This window comes from Pseudomonas sp. OV546, assembly GCF_900116845.1.
Classification (GTDB): domain Bacteria; phylum Pseudomonadota; class Gammaproteobacteria; order Pseudomonadales; family Pseudomonadaceae; genus Aquipseudomonas; species Aquipseudomonas petroselini.
The window spans coordinates 38178-59407 of the sequence record NZ_FPCE01000017.1; the positions used below are offsets into that span (position 1 = coordinate 38178).

The window sequence follows — 21230 nt, forward strand, 5'->3', positions numbered from 1 at the left end:
CATGAAACTGGTCAGAACCCGCCAACGTACCGTGATGTGGATCATCGATGTGCTGTTGACCCTGATGGCCTGGGCCGGGTTGATCTGGCTGCTGGCCCGCGGGATCGGCTCGATGCTCGACAGCCACGGTGGGCCACGGATTGAAGCGCCGATCTTTGCAGCGCTCAATACCCTGCAGATCTACCTGTGGATCGCGCTGTTCAACGCTGTGATCCTGGTCAGCTGGGCCCGCTACCAGCAACGCAAGGGGCGCAAGTTCGCGCAGCGTCGCGCAGAGGCCAAGGCCCTCACCGACAAGAACCTGAGCGAGAGCTTCAGCCTTGCTGAAGGGGACCTTGAGCAGTTGCGTCGACCTGGAGTGTTGGTGATCCATAACGACGAGGACGGCGGTGTCGCGCAAGTGACATCCCATGTCTCCCGCGATGTGGAAAAGCCGGGGCTGACACTGGTGCCTGGCAAGGACCAGACCAAAGACGCCGGTTGAGTATTGTGACGGGCGGGCTTTGTGTCTGCCACAAGCCCGCTCGTCACAGGCATAAGCTTTAAGCCCATAAATGGGATCCAAATCACAAAAAGGCCGCGAACTTTTCTGCTGTTTTCGGTACTAACTTATCTCGGCAAGAACTTGATGGCTAATTAATAGCAATCTGTTAGTTCTCCGACGAATCGCGATCAATAGTGCTGCCGCTTGTCGGATTAATACTTCCAGTTACAAGCCGTTCGCCTATTTGATTATTTTTACTTGTTATTAATCAATAAGTTGCGTGATTAGCTTGCGCGAATATCCAACTAGCTCTGTTCTTTGAGTTGGCGGAAGTTCGATGTTAGTTTGCCGCCCTTTGATTTTCGACGGATCGAACATGTCTTCGTTATTGCCACGGACTCGGTATCTGCTGTGCACTTTCCTGCTCGCTTATTTGAGCCTGAACAGCGCCTCGGCCGCCCCTACGCCCGGGGATCAGGACCTGATCCGCGACCGGCAGAACCGCTTGCTCGAAGAGCAGCGCCGGCGCCTCGAAGAGCTCCAGGACCTGCCGGGCAAGGGCACCCAGTCCCAGACCCCGGCCGCGCCTGCCGACACCCGTTGCTTCCCTATCAAAGACATCCAACTGCAGGGTGCCGACAGCCTGTCGACGTCGGACCGCGTGCGCCTGCTCAAGCCCTATGTGGGCCAATGCCTGGGTGTCTCGCAGCTCAATGAGCTGCTTAAGGTCATCACTGATTTCTACATCGCCAAAGGCCGTGTCACCAGCCGCGCCTACCTGCCGCAGCAGGACCTTTCCAGCGGCCACCTGCAGGTGCTGGTGGTGGAAGGCAAGCTCGAAGGCGTGAAAGGCGGCCCAGGCAGCACCGTCACCGACCGCGAACTGGCGATGGCCTTTCCCGGCAAGGTGGGTGAGCCGCTCAACCTGCGCGAAGTCGAGCAACTGGTCGACCAACTCAGCCGCTTGCCGTCCAAGCAGGCGCAGATGGAGCTGACGCCCGGCAGCCAAGTGGGCGGCAGCGAAGTGGTGGTCAAGAACACCCCGCAGAAACCCTGGCGCGCCAGCCTGTCGCGTAACAACGACGGTCAGAAAAGCACCGGCGAACAGCAATGGGGTGCTGGTCTTGAGTGGGACAGCCCCCTCGGCCTGGCCGATCAACTGATACTGCGCGGCGGCCACGACGCCATGAGTGACCACCAGAAAACCTCGAAAAACAGCATGCTCTACTACAACGTGCCATGGGGCTGGTGGAACTTCAGTTACACCTACAGCGAAAGCGACTACCGCACCCTCGGCGATGCTGATGGCTTCAAGTTCAAGCAGTCCGGCGACAGCCAGAACCATCAGCTGCGCGCCGAGCGTGTGATCCATCGTGACGATGTGAGCAAGACCTCGGTGAACGTCGGCCTCGCCCATATACGCACCAACAACTACTTGCTCGACACTCGCCTGGGCCCCAGCAGCAACCGCCTCAGTGAGTTCCAGGTCGGCATCAACCACGGGCGGCGTATCGGCAGCGCCTTCGTCAACCTCGACCTGGGTATGCAGAACGGCATCGGCGCCTTCGACGCGCAAAGCAACGACCAGGAACGCGATCGCGAGGGCAACCTCACGCCCACGCCGAACTACCGCAAATACACCGCCACGCTCAGCTACCTGCAGCCCTTCACGCTGTGGGGTGAGTCGTTCAGTTTTTCCAGCCTGGCCACCGGGCAGCGCAGTGAGGACGTGCTGTTCAGCCCCCAGCGTATCAGCCTGGGCGGGTCGGCCTCGGTACGCGGCTACAAGGACCAGCAACTCACCGGCGACAGCGGTGGCTACTGGCGCAACGACATTCGCTGGGCCCGCCCGGTGACGTGGGACTGGATGCGCCCGGCGTTCCTGGAATACGGCGCCAGTGTCGGCTACGACCAGGGTGTGATCCGCAATGACCGCTACAACGAAACGCTCCATGGGCGGGTTTCGAGCAACTCCTTGGAGCTGTTCGCCCGCGGCAAAAACGTCAGCGCCAGCGTGACATTTGCCCACTCCCTGGAACGCCCTGCGGTGATGAGCGAGCGCGAAGCGCCGATCTATTTCCGCATGGATTTTTACCTGTAATTCAACGCCAGCTGCCTTGAGATCTTGAATATGGACGTTCGCCCTGTTTCTGCCCTGAAAAGCCTAACCCAGCGCGGCCTCGCACTGATTTTGGCGAATGCGCTGTTCTGGCAGCCGCTGTTGGCCCAGGCCGACGGCATTGTCGTCAGCGGCCCTGGCACCACGGTCGGCCAGGCAGGCAATGGCGTGCCGGTGGTGAACATCGCCACGCCGAACGGCAGCGGCCTGTCGCACAACCAATTCAAGGACTACAACGTCGGCCCCAACGGCGTGATCCTTAACAACGCCAGCGGGCCGGTGCAAAGCACGCAACTGGGCGGGATCATCGTCGGCAACCCGAACCTCAGGGGCGGCGCGGCGAATGTCATCCTCAACGAAGTCAAAGGCGGCAGCCCCAGCCAATTGCGCGGCTACACCGAAGTGGCGGGCCAGTCGGCCAAGGTCATCGTCGCCAACCCCTACGGCATCAGCTGCAACGGTTGCGGATTCATCAACACCCCCAACGTCACCCTGACCACCGGTAAACCGATGATCGATCAGGCCGGGCAGCTGAAAAGCTACCAGGTCGATGGCGGCGCCGTGACCATCGACGGCCAGGGCTTGAATGCAAGCAACGTGGACCGCTTCGAAATCATCACCCGTTCGGCCAAGATCAACGCGAAGATCAACGCCCGCCAACTGACCGTGATCGCCGGCCGCAACGACGTCGATGCACAAAGCCTGAAGACCACTGCACGCGCCGACGACGGCAGCGCCAAGCCCGAACTTGCCATCGACTCGTCGGCCCTGGGTGGCATGTATGCCGGTGCGATCAAACTGGTGGGCACCGAAGCCGGTGTGGGCGTGAAGCTCGACGGCACACTGGCCGCCAGTGGTGGCGATATTCAGCTCGACGCCAACGGCCACCTGAGCATGGCCCAGGCCGCCGCGAGCGGTGCGGTGGACATCAAGGCCGCGAGCCTGGAGACCAAGGGCGCGGTGTACGCGGGCACCACCCTCAAGGCACAGACCAAGGGCGCACTGAAAAACAGCAAGACCCTCGCCGCCCGCGACAGCATTGCCCTGGCCAGCAACGGCCAGCTGACCAACAGCGGCATCATCGAAGCCGGGGTCAACCCCGACAACACCCGCAATGCCGGTGGCGACGTCACCCTCGACAGCCAGCACCTCACCAACACCGGCACGGTGATCGCCAATCGCAGCCTCACCGCCACCGCGCAAAGCCTGGATAACCAGGGCGCTACCTTGAGCGCCAAGCAGGCGCTGAACGTCACCGCCGCCAGCGTCGACAACCGCAACAAAGGTCGACTGCTCAGCGACGGCGCACAGACCCTTAACGTCAGCGGCCTGCTGGACAACAGCCAGGGCGGCATCATCGACAGCACCGGTGCGTTCACCCTCAACGGCAATACCCTGGATAACAGCGCCGGTAGCTTGACCGCTGGTGGGGCGATCACCCTCGATTTGATCGGCGACCTGATCAACCGCAACGGCAAGCTGGCCAGCGCCGGGCCGCTGCTGATCCAGCGCGCCGCGCACATCGATAACCAGAGCGGCAAGCTCGCCAGCCAGGGCTTGCTGACGGTATTCGCCAACAGCATCGACAACCGTAACACCGGCACCCTGGCTGCCAACGATGGCCTGGCCCTGACCACCAGCGGCCTGTTGCAAAACAGCGGCAACGGCCTGATCCACAGTGAAAACGCTGGCGTGACCATCACCGCCGGTACGCTCGACAACGACGGTGGCCGCATCGCCGCCAAAGCCGGTGATGCGCAGATCGACGCTACGGATTTCAACAACGGCAGCGGCGCGTTGTTTGCTCGGGATCGCGTGCACCTGACCGGTATGAATGTGGATAACGGCGGCGAGATCGCCGGCAACCGGATCGACGTCAGCCTGAAGGGCGCACTGACCAACCGTGGCCTGATCGAAAGCGCCACGGCCCTTGATGTCGAGACCGCCAGCCTCAACAACAGCGGGCAAATACGCGCCTTGGGCACCAGCGGCAAGACCCGCTACGCCATCGGTGGCCTGCTCAACAACAGCGGTAGCCTGGAAACCGCCAACGACCAATTGAGCCTCGCCGCCACCCGCTTCCAGAACACCGGTGGCAAGGTGTTGCATGTGGGCACCGGCGCGCTCGACCTCAGTGGCATCAGCCTCGATGACGTGGGTGGCAGCCTGGTCACCAACGGTGACCTGACCTTCGACAAAGTCAATTGGACCAACAGCACCGCGATCCAGGCCGGGCGCCTGACCGTCAACGTGGATAACCTGCAACAGACCGCCACCGGCAAACTGCTCGGCACCCGCGCCCTGGTCGGCAGCGGCAAGGACTGGACCGTGGGCGGCAGCGTCGCCAGCCAGGGCAGCCTGGATCTTTCGGTGGACAACCTGCTCAACGACCACGGCCTGATCTTCAGTGGCGGCGACCTGAACCTCAAGGTCGACCGCCTGAAAAACCTCGGCGCCACGCTCTACGCCATGGGCAACCTGCGCGTCGATCGTGACGGCCAGGGCGGCTTGGCCACCAGCATCATCAACAGCTCGGGCACCATCGAGAGCGAGCGCAATCTGGTCCTGGCCGCCAGCACGATCCAGAACATCCGTACGGTGCTCAACACCGAGTCCGGTATCTACAGCGCCTCCATCACGCCCACGGCCTGTATCTTTCGCGTGACCGGTGGAGACTGCGACGGCCCCAAGCAGAACCGCCCGTTCCTGATTACCCAGCGTGATCACTTCATCGTCAGCGATGCCACGGCAGCGTCCAGCATCACCTCGGGCGGCAACATGCTGCTCACCGGCGGCGAGCTGCTCAACAGCAGCAGTAGCATCGGCGCCGGCGGCAACCTCACGGCCGTCGTCAACCAACTCACCAATGTCGGTGTAGTGACCCACGACACTCAGTACGATCGCATCTTCACCTCCGCCCGTGAGCGCAAGCCCGGTGCCTGGTACCGCGAAGCCGCTGCGTTCACCCAGCGCTATTCGGCCGGCCAGGACATGGGCGGCGTCGAAGCGGGCCTGGCCTCGTTCATCGGTAAGATGGAGAGCGAGCAGATCGCCCTGCGCAAGACCACCCAGTTAAGCGCGCCAGACCAAAGTTACGCCGCTGTGATCCAAGCTGGCGGCAGCGTGGATGTGAAGGCCCAGGCCGGCATCGACAACAGCGTCGTGCGAGGTGGCTACACCTACGTCGGCAGCGGCGCCAACACCAATGCGCCGGGCTACTCGACCCTGGTCAGCCTCAACCCGCAACTGCCACCGGACGTGGCCCAGCAACAGGTCAACCCGCTGGGCCTGCCCGGCTTCGACCTGCCCAGTGGCCAGAACGGCCTGTTCCACCTCAACGACAGCGATGGCGCCAAAGGCCTGCCCACCAGCCAGTTCGCGGCCAGCCCGCATAAATACCTGATCGAAACCAACCCGCTGTTCACGGATATGCGTCAGTTCCTGGGCTCGGACTACATGCTGACCAAGCTCGGCTATGACCCCGACACCGCGCAAAAGCGCCTGGGTGATGGTTTCTACGAACAGCGCCTGATCCAGCAAGCCGTACTCGCCCGCACCGGCCAGCGTTTCATCGACGGCCAGACCAGCGACGCCGACCTGTTCAAGCACCTGATGGACAACGCCATCAGCAGCAAAAGCGCCCTGAATTTGTCCGTAGGCGTGAGCCTCACCGCCGAACAAGTCGCCGCCCTGACCCACGATATCGTGTGGCTGGAAAACGCCACCGTCGCCGGCCAGCAAGTGCTGGTGCCGGTGCTGTACCTGGCCCAGGCGAACAACCGCCTGGCACCCAATGGGGCGCTGATTTCCGGCAGCGACGTCAACTTGATCACCGGCAGCAACCTCAATAACGCCGGCACCCTGCGTGCCACCGGCAACCTGCTGGCGAACGTCGGCGGCAACCTCACCAACAGTGGGTTGATGGAAGCCGGTGGTCGCCTCGACCTGCTCAGCGGTAACAACCTGACCAACCGCGCCGGCGGTGTGATCAGCGCGGGCAACGTCAACCTCGCCGCTGGCGCCGACCTGCTCAACGAACGCAGCGTCACCACCCACGAAAGCGCCAGCAGTTACCGCACCGAACGCAGCGACTTCGTCGACAGCGCCGCGCGCATCGAATCGGCCAACGATTTGGCCATGCAGGCGGGCGGCAACGTCAACAACGTCGGCGGTGTGCTCAAGAGCGGTGCCGACACCACGGTCAAGGCCGTGGGCGACGTGAACATCACCGCCTCGAAAACCCTCGACAGCGGCGCCATCGGCAACCGCTCCAGCTTCACCACCATCGCCCAACAGGGCTCCGTGGTCGACGCTGGCCGCGACCTGCATGTGATTGGCGGGCGCGATATCAGCGCCGTGGCCAGCCAGGTCGAGGCCAAGCGCGACGTCAACCTGATTGCCACCCGCGACTTCAACGCCGTTGCGGCGGCCAACGAGCAGCACTCCACGGGCAACACAAAAAAGGTCAAGAGCATCGAAGACCACGTGCAGCAAGTGTCCAGCGTGATCAAGGCCGGCGGCGACGCCACCCTGAGCGCCGGGCAGAACCTGCAACTGGTCGCCAGCCAGGTGAATGCCGGCAACGAGGCGTACCTGGTATCCGGTAAAAACCTCGAGCTCAAAGCCGCTGCAAACCAGGACTACAGCTTCTACAGCAAGACCAAGAAAACCTCCCAGGGCAAGAAATTCCGCCTGGATGAAACCGACGTGGTGAACAACGTTGGCAGCCTGGTCAGCGCGGGGACGAACAGCACCGTCGTCGCCGGTGCAGACCTGCTGCTGGCTGGCAGTGCCGTTACCGCTGAAAAAGGCGCCACGCAACTGGTCGCCGGCCAGGACGTGAACATCCTCGCCGTCAGTAACGCCGACAGCGCCCGTCATGAACGCAAGGAAAGCAAAAGCAGCTGGGGCGGGCTCAAGTCGAGCAAGGTCCAGGACAAAGTCGACGAAAAACGCACCACCGCCCTGGGCAGCATGGTCTCCGGCGAAACCGTCACCGTCGCCGCCAAGCGCGACGCCACGGTCACCGGTTCCAACCTGGTCAGCACCGGCGACCTCGCCGTCCAGGCGGGCCGCGACCTGACCGTCGACGCGGCGCAAAACACCTTCGCCCGCACCGACATGCACAAGGAGAAGAACCGCGACCTCACCGGCGTATTGACCGGCAACAAGCTCGGTCTGGACGACATGACCGGCAACCAGAAGCTGTACATCAACAGCTCCAAGCACAACGGCACCGCCAATGAAATGACCTTGACCGGCAGCACCATTGGCTCGAGTGCGGGCAATGTGTCGCTGACGGCAGGGCGTGAGTTGAAGGTGGTGGCCAGTGATCTGGTGAGCACCAAGAACATGGAGTTGAGTGGGGCTAATGTCACCGTTACTTCGGGGATGGAGACGGCCAGTCAGACCAGTAAGGACAGCTCAAAAAGCTTGGCGGTTGGGCGAGTGATTGCGGGCACAGTGGTCGACACCGCCAACAGCATCCGCGACGCAGCCGAGGCGGCGCGCAGCTCCGACGATCCACGCCTCAAGGCTGTGAAGATCGCCCAGGCGGCGCTGTCGATGTACAACCTGAATAACCAGGCGGGCGATCTCGCTAAACAAAGTACCGGCTTCAAGGACAAGACTGGTGGCTCTGCCGGCAACGGGTCGCTGATCAAGATCGGTACCGAACTGGCCAACACCCGCACCAAAAGCAGCAGCGAATACACGGCGCAGACCGCTCACCAGAGCAACCTCAACGCCGGGGGCAAACTGTCGATCATCGCTGCGGGCGATGCGCCGGGCACTGTGGGTGACTTGACGATTACCGGCAGTACGTTGAAAGCAGACAGCACGTTGCTGTCCGCGAAAAACAACATCCTGATGCAGAGCGCACAGAACACCACCGACCGCAAAAACGACGGCTCACGCAACAGGACCGCTATCGGTGCCAGCTTCAACATAGGCGAGCAAAACGGTTTCACCATCGACCTCGGCGCACAAACCGCCAAGAACCTCGGTTCGGGTGGCTCGGTTACCCAGGTCAATACCACGTTGGACACCGGCTCGCTGGTACTGCGCAGCGGCCAGGACACCAGCCTGATCGGCGCGCAGGTACGCGCTGACCGTATCGATGCCAACATCGGCGGCAACCTCAACATTCTGTCGCGCCAGGACACCGAGACGTCCAAGAGCAAGCAGAACAGCGCGGGCTTCGGTGCGAGCATCTGCATTCCGCCGATCTGTTATGGCTCCCCAGTGACAGCGTCCGCGAGCCTGGCGGCGTCGAAAATGAACAGCGACTACCAAGCTGTCACCGACCAGAGCGGTTTCTTTGCCGGTAAGGGCGGCTACACCATCGACGTGGCCAAAAACACCATCCTGCAAGGTGCGGTGATTGCCAGCGAGGCTGCGGCCGACAGGAACCTGCTGCTCACCGATCGGTTGCTGGTTAGTGACATCAAGAACAAGAGCGAGATCGAGAGCAAGTCTGCGGGCATGAGCGTCTCCGGCTCCTACAGCAGCGGCGCGAGCACGATGACACCGGGCGCTCTGTATGGAATGTCGCTGAACGATTCGGACCACAGCTATACGCGCAGTGCTGTCAGCGAAGGCACGATCGTGGTGCGTAACCCCGAGGGTGCCAATGACCTGGTCGGCTTGAACCGCGACACGGCCAACGCCAACCAGCGTCTCGACAAGCCTGATGAAAAGGCCATGCAGGAACGCATGGAACTGATCAAGAGTTCGATGGAGTTGACCAAGGGCATTGGCGATGCGATTGCTGCCGCGAAGATCAGGGACGCCGAAGACCCCACCACTGAGGCTGGCAAAGCCACGCGGCAGAAGCTAATTGAAGACGGCATCGCTAACCCGACTGCCGAACAAGTCAGCCAGCGTGCTCAGAAGGACTATGGCTTAGGGAGCAGCTTCCAGAGGGCCAGCCAAGCCGTCACCGCCATTGTTCAAGCGGTCATGGGTGGCAATGTTGGCGGTGCGTTGGCAGGTGCCGCGGCGCCGTACCTGGCACAGGAGATCAAGAAAAAAACTGAAGGCGACCCTTACGCCAACCTGATGGCTCACGCAGTGCTTGGCGCGATGGTGGCGCAAGCGCAAGGAAATTCGGCGCTGGCAGGGGGCACCGGCGCTGCGATGGGTGAGTTGATTGCCCGTCAACTTTATCCGGGCACCGCAACAAGTGACCTGACGCAAGCGCAAAAGGAAACGGTTTCCGCCTTGTCGACCTTGGCTGCGGGGGTGGGCGGAGGGCTCACTGGCGGTGATATGCTCGGTGCCTCCGCTGGCGCTCAGGCAGGACGTAATGCGGTGGAGAATAACTGGCTGAGTGAGACAGAAGCCCGCGCACTTGATAGAGAACTATCGGCCTGCAAAAACGTTAAAGGCGACTGCGGTCTAGTATTAAAAAAATATATTGAAATCAGTAATGAAAACAGTAAAAAAATGATGGGTCGTTGCATTGGCGGTGGTTTAACGTGTGTCCTACGGGAAGAGGAAATTCAGGCAAGCACCAATGCTGCGAGAGATGCCGACCCGTCACAGTTCCGCCTGAGTGAAAAATTGAAAAATCCCGAGGCTGTCGCACTGGTAAATTACCTCAATGGCTCGGACCTTAAATTTTTGAAGGAAAATATTACTGACACAGACCGAGTCATGTCAGTTGTCATCGATCCGCTCTCTTGGCCGGTAATGGTGATGGGCGGAAGTTCAATCCTTACTAACGCTTTGACCAAAGGTAAAGAACAATTGATAGCGGTGGGCGCTTCCGCAGGTATTGGTGCAGCTATCCAATATGGAACGACAGGAAAAGTGACACTGTCGGACGTGATTGGCTCTGGGGTAGTCGGCGCGATCACAGCTGGCAAAGGTTACAATCCGACGGTTACTTGGAATGCAACGGGTGGTTATTATCAAGCGGAAATGAAAGGGGAAGACCCATTTATGGGAGCTTTGTTAAGTAAGGCGGGCGCTTCTGTGGGGTTTGCCGTTGGTAATACGATCAAGGCGCCTCTTGATAAGCTGCTTAACCCGGTGTCGAAGCAGTATGAGTGGATGCCGACTGGAATATGGACTATCAGCAGGCCGGCATCGCAAAGTTCCGTTCCCTCCATATTTGGTAATCTGGGCGACTCTGTATCGTCAGGATTTTTCAATAGTGGAGCTGATTTCTATTTGAAGAAAAGAGACAACAATGAAAAAGAATGAACCTTGGTGGGTTGCTATTTATCTTCCTTGTGCCTGTGCGTTCGGTCTGTTGTTTATGTGTGTGTTCTTTCAGATTGCCGGGTATTGGTTGAGTGGTGGCGAGGACTTTATTGTGCTTATAAAAGAAAATACGCCGCTTTATTTAAAAATGGCTGGGGTTGGCTTTGTTCTAGGTTTTGTTCTGTGGTTTTTTAATGTTCGTTGATTTTTAATTTAATAAAGATGGCTGAGTTTTTGTATAAAAGGGTGCATGAAAGGGGGCGGATTTATTTAAACGTGACGCTAGTCGGTAGTCGATTAATAAATCTGTCCCCTTGAAAAATAGGGGTCAGACCACGGTTTTGCGCTTTTTAGAGTTCAGCAAAATTGCTCTTTTAAAATATGATTTATTTTTTGTAATTATTCGATTGTGTTGGCCTGGTGATGGGCGGCTAAGCTGTAAGCTCTTATTCATTTGGGGGTTTATATGGCTCGCCGTCCTAGAGTTATACTGCCGGATGTCCCGTTGCACATTATTCAGCGGGGAAACAACCGGTCTGCGTGTTTTTATTCAGACGAAGACTATATTTTTTACGTTGATAAGTTAGACCTGCTTGCTGAATTGTATGGCTGTAAAATTCACGCAATGTGCTTGATGACAAATCACGTTCACTTGTTGTTGACCCCCACCTGCTTCGCAGGGGCTGGTCTACTTATGAAAGGGCTGGGGCAGCGCTACGTTCAATACATCAATCGAACCTATCAACGAACGGGCACGTTGTGGGAAGGACGTTTCCGCTCCTGTCTGGTTCAAAAAGACAACTATGTTTTAGCTTGCTATCGATATATCGAAATGAATCCGGTTAGAGCGGGCATGGTTGCTCATCCGGGCGACTATCGCTGGACCAGCTACAGGGCAAATGCACAGGGCGAGCCATCAAGCTTTTTAAGCCCACATGCGGTCTATAGAGAGTTAGGTAGCAGCACCGTGCAACGAGCCGAATCCTACCGGTCTTTATTCAAGGATCGGCTTTCACCTGAGTTGATAGAGCAAATTCGATTTTCTACAAACGGTAATTACGTTTTGGGCGATCAGAAGTTTGCGGCCGAGATTGAGCAGGCATTAGGTAAACGAGTTTCGCAGGGGGTGTCAGGACGCCCAAGAAGTGTGAGCTAAAAGAATAGAAGAATAGTGGTCTGACCCCTATTTCTTTCTATTTCTTTCGTTGCTGAAGTCCACCACTGGAACTTCGGTAAGACAGATTTCCCGACCCAGATCGTTGACCCACGGCATTTAGTACCCGTACCTTCGCGCGAGGCTCATCAACTGATACACCAGCAAACTAGTGCAACTTCCAAACCCTGGGTGGGCCCAGTTTCTCCGTTGCATAGAATAGATATCCCTGAGTGGTCGACGCCTCTGGCGCCAATACGGTGAAGATATGAATCTCAAGAAGACCTTTGAAGCCTTAGGATTGCCCACCGTGCTGGATGCCTGCGCGGATGGAAGCATCCATCCGCCCATCTGCACGCTGGATGCCCCAGCGCAATGGTACGGGTTCCCGCCGGCGTTGATCCCGCTGTGGAGCGATGGATCGCGGCCGACCTATATTGGCTATTGGAGGCACTGGTTTGTCGACCGTGAACCCTGCTTCGTCAAGATGTATGTAGCCGCCGAGCATATGACGATCGAGATTGCCCGCACGCCTGCCCAGTTGATGGGTGTTCTGGCTATGATGTCCATCAGTGTCGAAGATGCTGTCACCCCAGAGCTTGAGCAATTTGCCCAAGCGGTTGGGCTTGATTGTCTGGAGGAGCTAGAAGCGCAGTCATTGAAAACCGGTGATGATCCCCAAGGCTTCGCCAACGTCGAATTGTTTAGCAAAGAGACGCCGCTGGAGAGCATGGCTGAAGACGCGGGGCCCTACACCGGAGACTTTCCCAACCCGTCCGACCCTGGCCGGCCATGGTGGGAAAGCAGTTGTTCCTTCGAAATCATTGATCGGGATATGCCCCCGCCGACAGGAGGGCAATTGCCGGCGTGGTTTGATCCTGATCGAGAGAAAAAGCCGTTGTTTGAGAGCTTCTTGCAAGCCGGCCGCTTGGACTATGCGTGGCTGAGCCTGAACTCCACGGGCTGGTCGATAACCGATGCGCGGCAGGCGCTTGTCGCGTTGCAGGCTCGGGCCAACGACAGAGGCTTCGATGCAGTAGTGGATTATTGGTTGTCGGTTGCGGATGTCAGTGCCGGGGGGTACTGAACCCCATGGCCAACCCAAAAAGGGGACGATTCATTTAGCTGGGGCCTTGATCGGTAAGCTATTGAATAAATCTGTCCCCTTTAATTACAAGGCCCGGCCTACCGGGAAATCGGAACGCCAGTTGGTGCTCAATACCGTCATTGGTCATCACGTGGAAGAGGTCGCCGGGGGACTCGGGGTCAGACAACGTTTTTTTAATGTATGTGAGGCAAGCCTAGAACATTACGCTCTTTAAAAATTAGCTTTTTATTTTTATCTGCTTAAAATTTTTTTTCAGCAAGGCGGTTATGAAAATAGGGGTCAGACCACGATTACTGCTAAAACGTATATTGGTGGTCTGAACCCTATTTTCTAATTCGGTAAAAAAATACCAGAGGGACCGCATAAAACAGCGGCTGAAAATGCGCTCAAGGCTGGCAGGATCGAATGCAAAATATTCAAATGGCCGCAATAATTCTGGAGGGTGTGGTGATGATTCCTTGGTCGTTGTTGCTTGAGCAAAAAGCAGGTGATGTCCTTGATACATCCGGAGCGGCACTTTCACTCATCGATGAGGGTGTTTATGGAACTTGCGATAATCAATTCTGCTTGGCCGACACCGTTAACGAGGATGGTCAAGACAAACTCCGATTAGTTTCTTTTTACTGGGCAGCAAGCGAGGCAGCGTTTCGTCGAGCCTATTTCAGAGAAGTTGAACGTGATGACATGGTAGTCATTAGTCCCCCTGCGGAATTGATACCAAAGACGGCAGGCACGACCTATGGTCAAATCAAGCAAGCGTTGAAGGCCGTGGGGGACGTTATGGAACATGCCTCTACCGCATAATGTCCGATGGTGCCTTTGTTCACAAAAGCCTCGAGAACGCTTCAGTGGTCTACTATTTTCGCTCGACAGACATATTGGACGACGAGCTGCCCTATGCCATTTTGTGGAAATGTCGTGTGCATGGTAACTATTAAAAAGCAGCAGTGAGTGAGGTGATTAATGGTAGACACTGGAGAAACGCCGGATAGGCTGCTTGACCGACGTGCTGCTGGATTTGCGGCATTTAGATCAGAGCGTCTGCCGGTGCTGCATAAATTCTGTGAAAGTCTCGGATTTGATCAGCCTCATGAAGTATTGGTTGAGCCAAAAAAGTTTTTAGCTCTGCTGGACCGTGGGTTTCAGCACGCTGTTATCAGTGAGGAACACAGAGTCTGGTTTGTGACGCGTATCGGATATTACATTGGCGAGTACCTGATTTCCTTGTTTTATGGCTGCTGGCTACTTGATGGTGATCGGCTGTCATCGTCTTTCGCCAAATATGTGGTCGGCGATTTTTCAATTGAAGGGGTTAAAGCAAAAGTTGTCGACCCTTTTGAAATCGCACAGCGTTATGCAACAACGCCGGCCCCGCGGTTCTTAAGACAAGAGATTGAAACAGTACTGGACTAAAGGGGGCGGTTTATTTGGTAGTGGCGCCAGTCGGTAAGCGGTTAAATAAATCCGTCCCCTTTAATCCCATCGCGCGGCGTCTTCCGGTTTTTGCGCGAGCAAGCGCCCTCCTGCGCAGGGCAATTAGGGTTATGCGTGGTATCGATGGAGTACATGTTGAATATTCGCGAACTTATAAAACACATCACCTCTGCTGAGCAGTACGAAGGGGATTATGGAAGCTGCATAAGTGACCGGGATTTAATACTGAGTGGCGTCGAATTTTCGCACCGCGACAGTGTGCCGGATGACTATCTTGAGTTTCTTGAGCAGTTCGGCTTCGGTGACTTGGACAGCGCGCTCTACATCGAGGACGGCCCAGTGAAGTACGCCGCCATCGCCAAATGCGAGGTCGATGCCTACCGTCATATGTATGTGTTTGCCAGCAGTGGGAGCGGTGTGCTTTATGCATTCGACGCAGAGAACGATTGGTCAATCGTAGAAATTGATCCTGAACTGGATGGGGCAACAGTTTTGTTCGAGGATTTTTCGAGCTTCATGTTGAGCCAGTTAGAGGCGGTCAAGGGTTACGTGGATTGGCGCGCCGCACAGTAATAGGCGCAACGCGCGCACTTGCATTATTAAGGATGATCAATGAAACCTGTAAAACTCTCCCTGCAAGCTTTCCTGATGTCCTGCCTGGTGGCCGGTTGGGGGCTTGTCTACGTGGGCCGTATCAAGTGGGCCATTTCGGTTGCTGCGCTGTTGTACGGCGGTGTGGTGCTGCTCGGCGTGTTCGGTCTGAGCGCCTCGCCCATCGGGCTGTATGTGTTGTTCGGCTGGATTGTCGCGGTCAAGCTCAGCTCGGCAATCGTATCGGCAGTGTTGGCCCGTCGTTACACGGGCCCGGCGGGCGTGCCGCGCAAACGGTTCCACGCGCTATACGTCGGCGTGTTGATCGTGATCACGTTCATTCTGTTGGAGGTCCTGCGGGGGCCGCTGATAGGGTTCAAGAATTACTACATTCCGACCGGTTCGATGGCACCGACGGTGTCCGTGGGCGACTACATTGTGGCCGACCTCAAGGCCGGTGTGCCGAAGGTCGGCGATATCGTGGTGTATCGCTGGAACGGCACCGAGGCAATCAAGCGCGTGGCGGGTGTTGGGGGTGATACGTTGGCCATCGTCAACGGCGAACTGATCCGCAACGGTGAAAACCTCGGCCTGTTTCATGCGCCGGCAGACCGTGTGAATGGGCCGGCGTCGATGGAGTTGGCTCCGCTCAAGGTCGAGCCAGGGCACGTCTACCTGCTGGGTGACAACCGCAATAACAGCAATGACAGCCGCTTTATGGGACAGGTGGCCGTTGAAGAGGTGGTCGGTAAGGTCACAGGCATCTGGTTTTCCGAAGAGCGGGCACGCATCGGTATGACGTTCCCGTGAATGCTCAAACGCGCTTGGCGCGCTTTTTCAGCATTGGGTGTCGGGTTGCCCAGTGGCTGTGCCTGTTGGTGATGTTCGCCAGCGCCACGGTATCCATGCTGGCCTGAGCCTACCTCGATCCTGGTTCGACGCCGTTGGGCGTGGCAGTCGCAGGCTTCCTGTGGTGCGGCATTGGGCTGTTGTTCGCGTTCGTGTTTGAGCGATCGCGCACAACCGCAGCAACGCTTCGATTCATGCTGACTCGGATGGCCGCGATACTGGTGCTCGCGGCCACGGCGGCCTACTTGCTCGGCCTGCTGTGGGTTGAGCCTGGGCGCGATTCCCTGGACGCTCTGTTGGAAAGGGCGTCCTGTGAAAAGTACGGCAGCACGATTGAAAAAGGCTGGGAGCGCAATTGCACCCGCCCGGAATAGACGCAATCACGTTGAAGTTGGAGTAACCCTGTATGGACGCAAATAGCACCCCTAAACGCCCCACAATCCTGGCCAGCATCGGCCGTCGCCTGGCCGCACGCATCATTGACTGCGCCATCGCGGTGCTGATCTTTTTCATCGTCAAATATAGTGCAGAGGCGTTGTCTGCCTATGTCCCTGCGGCGACGCCCAAGGCCGGTTTCCTCTGCGCGTTTTTTGCGGGCTTTGCCTACTTCCTGCTGGCCGATGCGCTCCCCTACGGCCAGAGCCTTGGCAAGCGCCTGCTGAGCATTGCCACGGTTGACCGCAAGACCCTCAAGGGTTGCAGCGTTTCCCAGTCGTTTACGCGTAACTCCGGTGCGCTGGTGGTCATCGATTGGGTGTGGATCCTCATGGAATCGAGGACACGCCTGGGCGACATGTTCGCCAAGACCATCGTGATCCAGACCGGTAATCTGACGAGCGTTCGCAGCCTGGCGGATATTTACGACAAAGGCAGGGGATAAGCACGTTATGAACGATTCAGTATCGGCGGCAGAAACCTGGGACCTTGCCAGCCCGTTCAGGCGGCTGCTCGGCTATGTCATCGATATGGCCGTGGTGTTTTTCCTGCTGTTTTTGATCCGCAACCTGGACTACGCGTATCTGTTTTTGCGCTCGGTGGTGGCCCCGCTGTTTTTTGATGGCATCCGCTATGTGCTGATGTTTTTAGCCTTCGGGTACTTTCTGTTTTGCGATGCCTTGCCCAAAGGCCAGAGCCTGGGTAAGCGGGTGTGCCGGACGGCGGTGGTGGGTTACCCCTAACCAACGAACTGCACGCTGTTTCAATCGTTTTTGCGTAATGTTCCGAAGCTGTTGTTCAGTATGCTGAACGGCCTTTTTGTGCTGTTCGGGTTGCGCCGTCGATTGGGCGATATGTTGGCCAAGACGATTGTGATCAACACGTGAGCAGGGCGGTCTGGCTGTAACTAATGTGGGCGGCGTTGAACCGCCGCTCCCACATTTTTGATTGACGTGCGTCAGATGGATATCCGTCGACGTACAGGCCTTTACAGTAACTTGCGCTGCACCGCCTCATCCAGCGTACTGCGCGTCAACGCCTCGACCACTTCCCGTGTGTCGGTCTGGAAAGGCAGGCCTACGATCAGCACCAGATGCACCCATGTGCGCACCGACTCACTCTTTTTGACCCGGCCCAACTCCTTGCCGTCCTTGTCTTTGAACACCGTTTCGAGGGTAAAAATGTTCTTCGCAGTGGTGGGGATGATGCAGAACGTGAAGCCGGTAATGAACGCTGACACCGGGCTGTATTCTTCATTGTTGTGCAGGGTGGCATCCACATAGAGGTCCGAGTCAACCTTGTCGGTGCTTACTCGCGAGAAGCGGTTGGACTGTTGGAAGGTGTCGGCCACAGCCTTTTCCCACAGCACCACCGGGGCACCCACTGCCGCGTTGCCTGGGCCACCGTTGACGTGGTTTTGCGCCGTGGTGCGCACGTACGCCGTCGGCTTTTGAGCCGGTGCGTTAGCGGTCGGCGGCCAGGTTTGCACTGCCGGCAGCTCGTGCTGCGAGTAAGAAACGCAACCGGTCAGCAGGACCGCCGCGAGGACCAGGCAGTGTTTAATCAATCCTTTCATGTGTTGCTCCTTAAATTTACGGTTTCGCCAGTTTGGCGGTAGCGGTGTCGAGCAATTGCGCGACCAGTTTGGTCAGCTGCTGGCCGCCCATCGAGGGCGCCCAATACTGGCCGCTGTAAAGCCCGACGTTGTGTTCGAACTTGATCGACTCTTTCGCCGAAGCCAGTTCCTGGCCGTTGCGGTCGACGATGACCAGGTCGCCCGCTACGTCAAAGCTGTCCACGTAGATCGGGCCGTTGACCCAGATCCAGATCGTCAGCGTCAGCAGCGCGCCCGGCACATACGCAGGGTGTGGCGCGCGATGGCCTTTGAGGGAGGTCATGTTGAATTTGAGCGTGACGTCGTGCTCGCCCAGGCGTACCGGATACTCGGTGACCTGGTTGAAATAACCCGCCGTGCGCACGTATTGGTTGATCTGGGCCGTCAGCGAGCGGCTGATGGCCGTCTTGTTGGCCTCGTTGACGTCGGCGGTATTCACCGTCACATCGGCGACTTGCGCACTGCGCGAGCTACTGCTGGAGGCCGGATGGAGCGGGGCGCCGATGGGGCCAGTGACGGTGTACGACACACAGCCGGTCATGGATAACGCGGCGACGAGCGCCGCTGCCCGGAAGAGGGTTTTCAACACGCAATATCCCTATAAATGAACGAACCAAGCCACTGTCTCGTCCTTCACGGGCATAACTTGAGAATGCATTTTTTATTTGATCGGTGCAGGCTAATAGCCATCATTGTTTTTGTTTTGCTGACAATGCCTTAGGGCATTTCGCCGCGGACTTGGGCATAAGCGCCAGTAAAACGGCGCAGCTCGGGCGTCAAAACAACTTGAGAACGGCTTTCAACTCCGTAAAATGCCGCGATTGTTTAAAGCACGATACTTTTCAGGGACGAATTCAGACATGCGCCTGTTTGCCGTATTCCTCGCGGCCTGCCTTATGGCGGGCTGTGCCTCCAAGCCGGCGTATTACATCTCCCCGGCGCCGGTCACTATTCCCAAGACGGCTACCTACTGGGTCGACACCTTCGACGTTGAAGTGGGCGGCAAAAGCAAACATTTCATGCCAGACGACAAGGTTCGCCAGGAGCTCGGTGTCGACCTGGTCAACCGCCTGCTCAACGCCAAGCGCTACGCCACCAGCAAGGAAACCGCCGATTATTTGCTGGACGTGGATATCGTCTACGTGCGCCATATCATCGACACCAACGGCGGGCTGTCCAATTTAGTCATCGACGACGGCACCATCCTGCAAAGCATCGATTTCGGCTACAAGGTCAAGGTCAAGAAAGCCGGCGCCCAAGTGCTGAGCTTTGCCCACGACCGGCCAGGCCTGGTGCCCAACAACTGGGTGGGCCAGGTGCAGCAATGGAAGACCATCGGCGGCATTATCACCAATACCGGTAACGCCAGTGTCGAGCGACATTTCACTGGTGGGCTGAGCCAATACATTGTCGACGACCTGCAAGATATCCCTTCTCGATAGCGGCTAATCGCTTTGGATTTCCCCACTTAGGAGCACTCTGTGAACACACTGTCCAAAATTCTGCTGTCGGGCCTCACCGCCGCAGCGCTGCTGACCGTGGCCGGTTGCGCCACGGAGAGCAACCGCGCCATGCCGGTGGAACAAGTCGCCAGTGCCAACGTCGCCTATTCCGGCGTACGCGTGCCAATCGCCGTGGGCAAGTTCGATAACCGCTCCAGCTACATGCGCGGCATCTTCTCCGACGGCGTTGACCGCCTCGGCGGCCAGGCCAAGACCATCTTGATCACCCACTTGCAGCAGACCAACCGCTTCAGCGTGCTGGACCGCGACAACATGGGCGAAATCTCCCAGGAAGCCGCGATCAAAGGCACCGTGCAGAAGCTCAAAGGCGCTGACTATGTGGTGACCGGCGATGTGACCGAGTTCGGCCGCAAAGAGACCGGTGACCGCCAGCTGTTCGGCATCCTTGGCCGTGGCAAGACCCAAGTCGCCTACGCCAAAGTCGCACTGAATATCGTCAACATCAGCACCTCCGAAGTGGTGTATTCCACCCAGGGCGCCGGTGAGTACGCGCTGTCCAACCGTGAAGTGGTCGGCTTCGGCGGCACCGCCAGCTATGACTCCACCCTCAATGGCAAGGTCCTCGACCTGGCCATGCGCGAAGCCATCAACCGCCTCGTCGACGGCATCAACGCCGGCGCCTGGAACCCGCGCAACTGATCAGCAACACCTCAAGGAGCAGTACACGGATGAGCAAGGCAGTTAAGTTGGTGCTGATGCTGACAGCAGTCGCAACGGTCGCCGGGTGCCAGACGGCGCCCCAACCCCTGTATCAATGGGAAAGCTACCAGCCGCAGGTTTACGAGTACTTCAAGGGCGAGCCCAAGGAAGCGCAGGTCGAGGCGCTGGAGCGGGATCTGCAGAAGATCAACGCCAGTGGCCGCAAGGCCCCACCTGGCTACCACGCGCACCTGGGCATGCTCTACCTGAGCATGGGCAAGGATGACCAGATGGTGCAGGAGTTCCGCACCGAGAAGGCACTGTTCCCTGAGTCCGCCGCCTACATGGATTTTCTGCTGAAAAACGCCAAGACCGGAGTCGCCACTAAATGAGCCTGTTGAAACTCACTGGCGCCTTGCTGGCCCTGGCCCTGCTCGGCGGTTGCGCAGCCCCCAAGACCATTGACTACACGGCATACAAACAGGCGCGACCGAAGTCGATCCTGGTACTGCCGCCGATCAATGAGTCGCCGGAAGTGCAGGCCTCCTACAGCATGGTCTCGCAAGTGACCTACCCGTTGGCGGAAGCCGGCTACTACGTGTTGCCGATTGCCCTGGTGGACGAAACCTTCCGCCAGAACGGCCTGACCACTGCCAACGATATCCAGGCGGTGCCACCGGCCAAGCTGCATGACATCTTTGGCGCGGATTCGGCGTTGTACATCACCGTTACCAATTACGGCACCAAGTACATGCTGATCTCCAGCGACACCTCCGTGACGGCCTCGGCCAAACTGGTCGACCTGCGCACCGGCACCACCCTGTGGACTGGCTCGGCGCATGCGTCCAGCGAGGAAGGCAACAACAACGGCGGTGGCCTCGTCGGCATGCTGATCACGGCGGCGGTCAAGCAAGTGATCAACAGTTCCACCGATGCGGCGCACCCGATCGCCGGTATCACCAGTGCGCGCCTGCTGTCGCCGGGGCAGCGTGCGGGGATCCTGTACGGCCCGCGTAACCCGAAGTACGGCACGGACTGATATCCGGATTCTGAGAGCACCACGGTCCAACTG

The 21230-nt window shown here is 58.1% G+C and carries 19 protein-coding genes; 17 read left to right on the forward strand and 2 right to left on the reverse strand.

Annotation, left to right across the window (positions count from 1 at the left end):
• Position 1 precedes the first annotated feature (1 nt).
• The 13 genes from pgaD to BM403_RS28005 all read left to right on the forward strand — a co-directional run bounded on the left by pgaD (position 2) and on the right by BM403_RS28005 (position 17124).
• Positions 2-484 (forward strand): poly-beta-1,6-N-acetyl-D-glucosamine biosynthesis protein PgaD, encoded by a 483-nt coding sequence (pgaD, locus tag BM403_RS27950; protein WP_043204617.1) that lies wholly within the window; start codon positions 2-4, stop codon positions 482-484.
• A gap of 376 nt (positions 485-860) precedes the next feature.
• Complete coding sequence (locus BM403_RS27955; RefSeq protein ID WP_012721586.1) at positions 861-2585, forward strand: ShlB/FhaC/HecB family hemolysin secretion/activation protein; 1725 nt, start codon at positions 861-863, stop codon at positions 2583-2585.
• Between the two features lie 30 nt (positions 2586-2615).
• Positions 2616-10811 carry a two-partner secretion domain-containing protein gene (locus tag BM403_RS27960; protein ID WP_093546206.1) on the forward strand — a complete coding sequence of 2732 codons (8196 nt, stop codon included), beginning with the start codon at positions 2616-2618 and terminating at the stop codon, positions 10809-10811.
• Positions 10798-11016 (forward strand): hypothetical protein, encoded by a 219-nt coding sequence (locus tag BM403_RS31750; protein WP_139238009.1) that lies wholly within the window; start codon positions 10798-10800, stop codon positions 11014-11016. Before BM403_RS27960 ends, BM403_RS31750 begins: the two co-directional genes overlap by 14 nt.
• A 300-nt stretch (positions 11017-11316) precedes the next feature.
• Positions 11317-11967, forward strand: a complete 651-nt coding sequence (locus BM403_RS27965; RefSeq protein ID WP_224265921.1) for a transposase — start codon at positions 11317-11319, stop codon at positions 11965-11967.
• Between the two features lie 265 nt (positions 11968-12232).
• Entirely contained in the window at positions 12233-13051 is an 819-nt protein-coding gene (locus BM403_RS27970; protein ID WP_012721589.1) for a hypothetical protein, read from the forward strand.
• A gap of 426 nt (positions 13052-13477) precedes the next feature.
• Entirely contained in the window at positions 13478-13876 is a 399-nt protein-coding gene (locus BM403_RS27975) for a hypothetical protein (RefSeq protein WP_256577227.1), read from the forward strand.
• A 159-nt stretch (positions 13877-14035) separates the two neighbouring features.
• Positions 14036-14485 (forward strand): hypothetical protein, encoded by a 450-nt coding sequence (locus tag BM403_RS27980; RefSeq protein ID WP_012721592.1) that lies wholly within the window; start codon positions 14036-14038, stop codon positions 14483-14485.
• A gap of 153 nt (positions 14486-14638) precedes the next feature.
• A complete protein-coding gene (locus BM403_RS27985; RefSeq protein WP_224265920.1) occupies positions 14639-15079 on the forward strand; it encodes an SMI1/KNR4 family protein in 441 nt (146 codons plus the stop codon).
• A 39-nt stretch (positions 15080-15118) separates the two neighbouring features.
• Positions 15119-15907 (forward strand): signal peptidase I, encoded by a 789-nt coding sequence (lepB, locus tag BM403_RS27990; RefSeq protein ID WP_043204622.1) that lies wholly within the window; start codon positions 15119-15121, stop codon positions 15905-15907.
• Between the two features lie 233 nt (positions 15908-16140).
• Entirely contained in the window at positions 16141-16320 is a 180-nt protein-coding gene (locus BM403_RS32310; protein ID WP_256577228.1) for a hypothetical protein, read from the forward strand.
• 32 nt (positions 16321-16352) lie between these two features.
• Positions 16353-16826, forward strand: coding sequence for an RDD family protein (locus BM403_RS28000; RefSeq protein WP_012721596.1), 474 nt, complete (start codon positions 16353-16355; stop codon positions 16824-16826).
• A gap of 7 nt (positions 16827-16833) precedes the next feature.
• Positions 16834-17124, forward strand: coding sequence for an RDD family protein (locus BM403_RS28005; protein ID WP_256577229.1), 291 nt, complete (start codon positions 16834-16836; stop codon positions 17122-17124).
• A 245-nt stretch (positions 17125-17369) separates the two neighbouring features.
• Here BM403_RS28005 and BM403_RS28010 read toward each other — a convergent pair whose 3' ends face one another.
• Together BM403_RS28010 and BM403_RS28015 are read right to left on the reverse strand one after the other, a co-directional pair.
• The gene (locus BM403_RS28010) at positions 17370-17957 is read right to left on the reverse strand and encodes a hypothetical protein (RefSeq protein WP_012721599.1); all 588 of its coding nucleotides are present in this window, start codon (positions 17955-17957) and stop codon (positions 17370-17372) included.
• Between the two features lie 16 nt (positions 17958-17973).
• On the reverse strand, positions 17974-18585 hold the full coding sequence (locus tag BM403_RS28015) for a hypothetical protein (RefSeq protein ID WP_093546208.1): 612 nt from the start codon (positions 18583-18585) through the stop codon (positions 17974-17976).
• A gap of 271 nt (positions 18586-18856) precedes the next feature.
• Here BM403_RS28015 and BM403_RS28020 point away from each other — a divergent pair, with 271 nt between their 5' ends.
• The 4 genes from BM403_RS28020 to BM403_RS28035 are packed head-to-tail and all read left to right on the forward strand — an operon-like array spanning position 18857 to position 21197.
• Complete coding sequence (locus tag BM403_RS28020; RefSeq protein ID WP_012721601.1) at positions 18857-19438, forward strand: hypothetical protein; 582 nt, start codon at positions 18857-18859, stop codon at positions 19436-19438.
• Positions 19439-19477: 39 nt separating this feature from the next.
• Positions 19478-20158: a CsgG/HfaB family protein gene (locus BM403_RS28025; protein WP_058426355.1), complete on the forward strand. Its 681-nt coding sequence runs from the start codon at positions 19478-19480 to the stop codon at positions 20156-20158.
• A gap of 29 nt (positions 20159-20187) precedes the next feature.
• Complete coding sequence (locus tag BM403_RS28030; RefSeq protein ID WP_093546211.1) at positions 20188-20550, forward strand: DUF4810 domain-containing protein; 363 nt, start codon at positions 20188-20190, stop codon at positions 20548-20550.
• Entirely contained in the window at positions 20547-21197 is a 651-nt protein-coding gene (locus tag BM403_RS28035; RefSeq protein ID WP_012721604.1) for a DUF799 domain-containing protein, read from the forward strand. Before BM403_RS28030 ends, BM403_RS28035 begins: the two co-directional genes overlap by 4 nt.
• The last annotated feature ends 33 nt before the right edge of the window (positions 21198-21230 follow it).

Bases quoted from the DNA above. Each gene is read 5' to 3' on its own strand.
- BM403_RS28035 (WP_012721604.1), top strand. From the start codon at position 20,547: ATGAGCCTGTTGAAACTCACTGGCGCCTTGCTGGCCCTGGCCCTGCTC.
- BM403_RS27985 (WP_224265920.1), top strand. From the start codon at position 14,639: ATGTTGAATATTCGCGAACTTATAAAACACATCACCTCTGCTGAGCAG.
- BM403_RS28030 (WP_093546211.1), top strand. From the start codon at position 20,188: ATGAGCAAGGCAGTTAAGTTGGTGCTGATGCTGACAGCAGTCGCAACG.
- BM403_RS28010 (WP_012721599.1), bottom strand. From the start codon at position 17,957: ATGAAAGGATTGATTAAACACTGCCTGGTCCTCGCGGCGGTCCTGCTG.
- lepB (WP_043204622.1), top strand. From the start codon at position 15,119: ATGAAACCTGTAAAACTCTCCCTGCAAGCTTTCCTGATGTCCTGCCTG.
- BM403_RS28000 (WP_012721596.1), top strand. From the start codon at position 16,353: ATGGACGCAAATAGCACCCCTAAACGCCCCACAATCCTGGCCAGCATC.
- pgaD (WP_043204617.1), top strand. From the start codon at position 2: ATGAAACTGGTCAGAACCCGCCAACGTACCGTGATGTGGATCATCGAT.
- BM403_RS27955 (WP_012721586.1), top strand. From the start codon at position 861: ATGTCTTCGTTATTGCCACGGACTCGGTATCTGCTGTGCACTTTCCTG.
- BM403_RS27975 (WP_256577227.1), top strand. From the start codon at position 13,478: ATGCAAAATATTCAAATGGCCGCAATAATTCTGGAGGGTGTGGTGATG.
- BM403_RS28005 (WP_256577229.1), top strand. From the start codon at position 16,834: ATGAACGATTCAGTATCGGCGGCAGAAACCTGGGACCTTGCCAGCCCG.
- BM403_RS31750 (WP_139238009.1), top strand. From the start codon at position 10,798: ATGAAAAAGAATGAACCTTGGTGGGTTGCTATTTATCTTCCTTGTGCC.
- BM403_RS27980 (WP_012721592.1), top strand. From the start codon at position 14,036: ATGGTAGACACTGGAGAAACGCCGGATAGGCTGCTTGACCGACGTGCT.
- BM403_RS27970 (WP_012721589.1), top strand. From the start codon at position 12,233: ATGAATCTCAAGAAGACCTTTGAAGCCTTAGGATTGCCCACCGTGCTG.
- BM403_RS28020 (WP_012721601.1), top strand. From the start codon at position 18,857: ATGCGCCTGTTTGCCGTATTCCTCGCGGCCTGCCTTATGGCGGGCTGT.
- BM403_RS27960 (WP_093546206.1), top strand. From the start codon at position 2,616: ATGGACGTTCGCCCTGTTTCTGCCCTGAAAAGCCTAACCCAGCGCGGC.
- BM403_RS32310 (WP_256577228.1), top strand. From the start codon at position 16,141: ATGCTGACTCGGATGGCCGCGATACTGGTGCTCGCGGCCACGGCGGCC.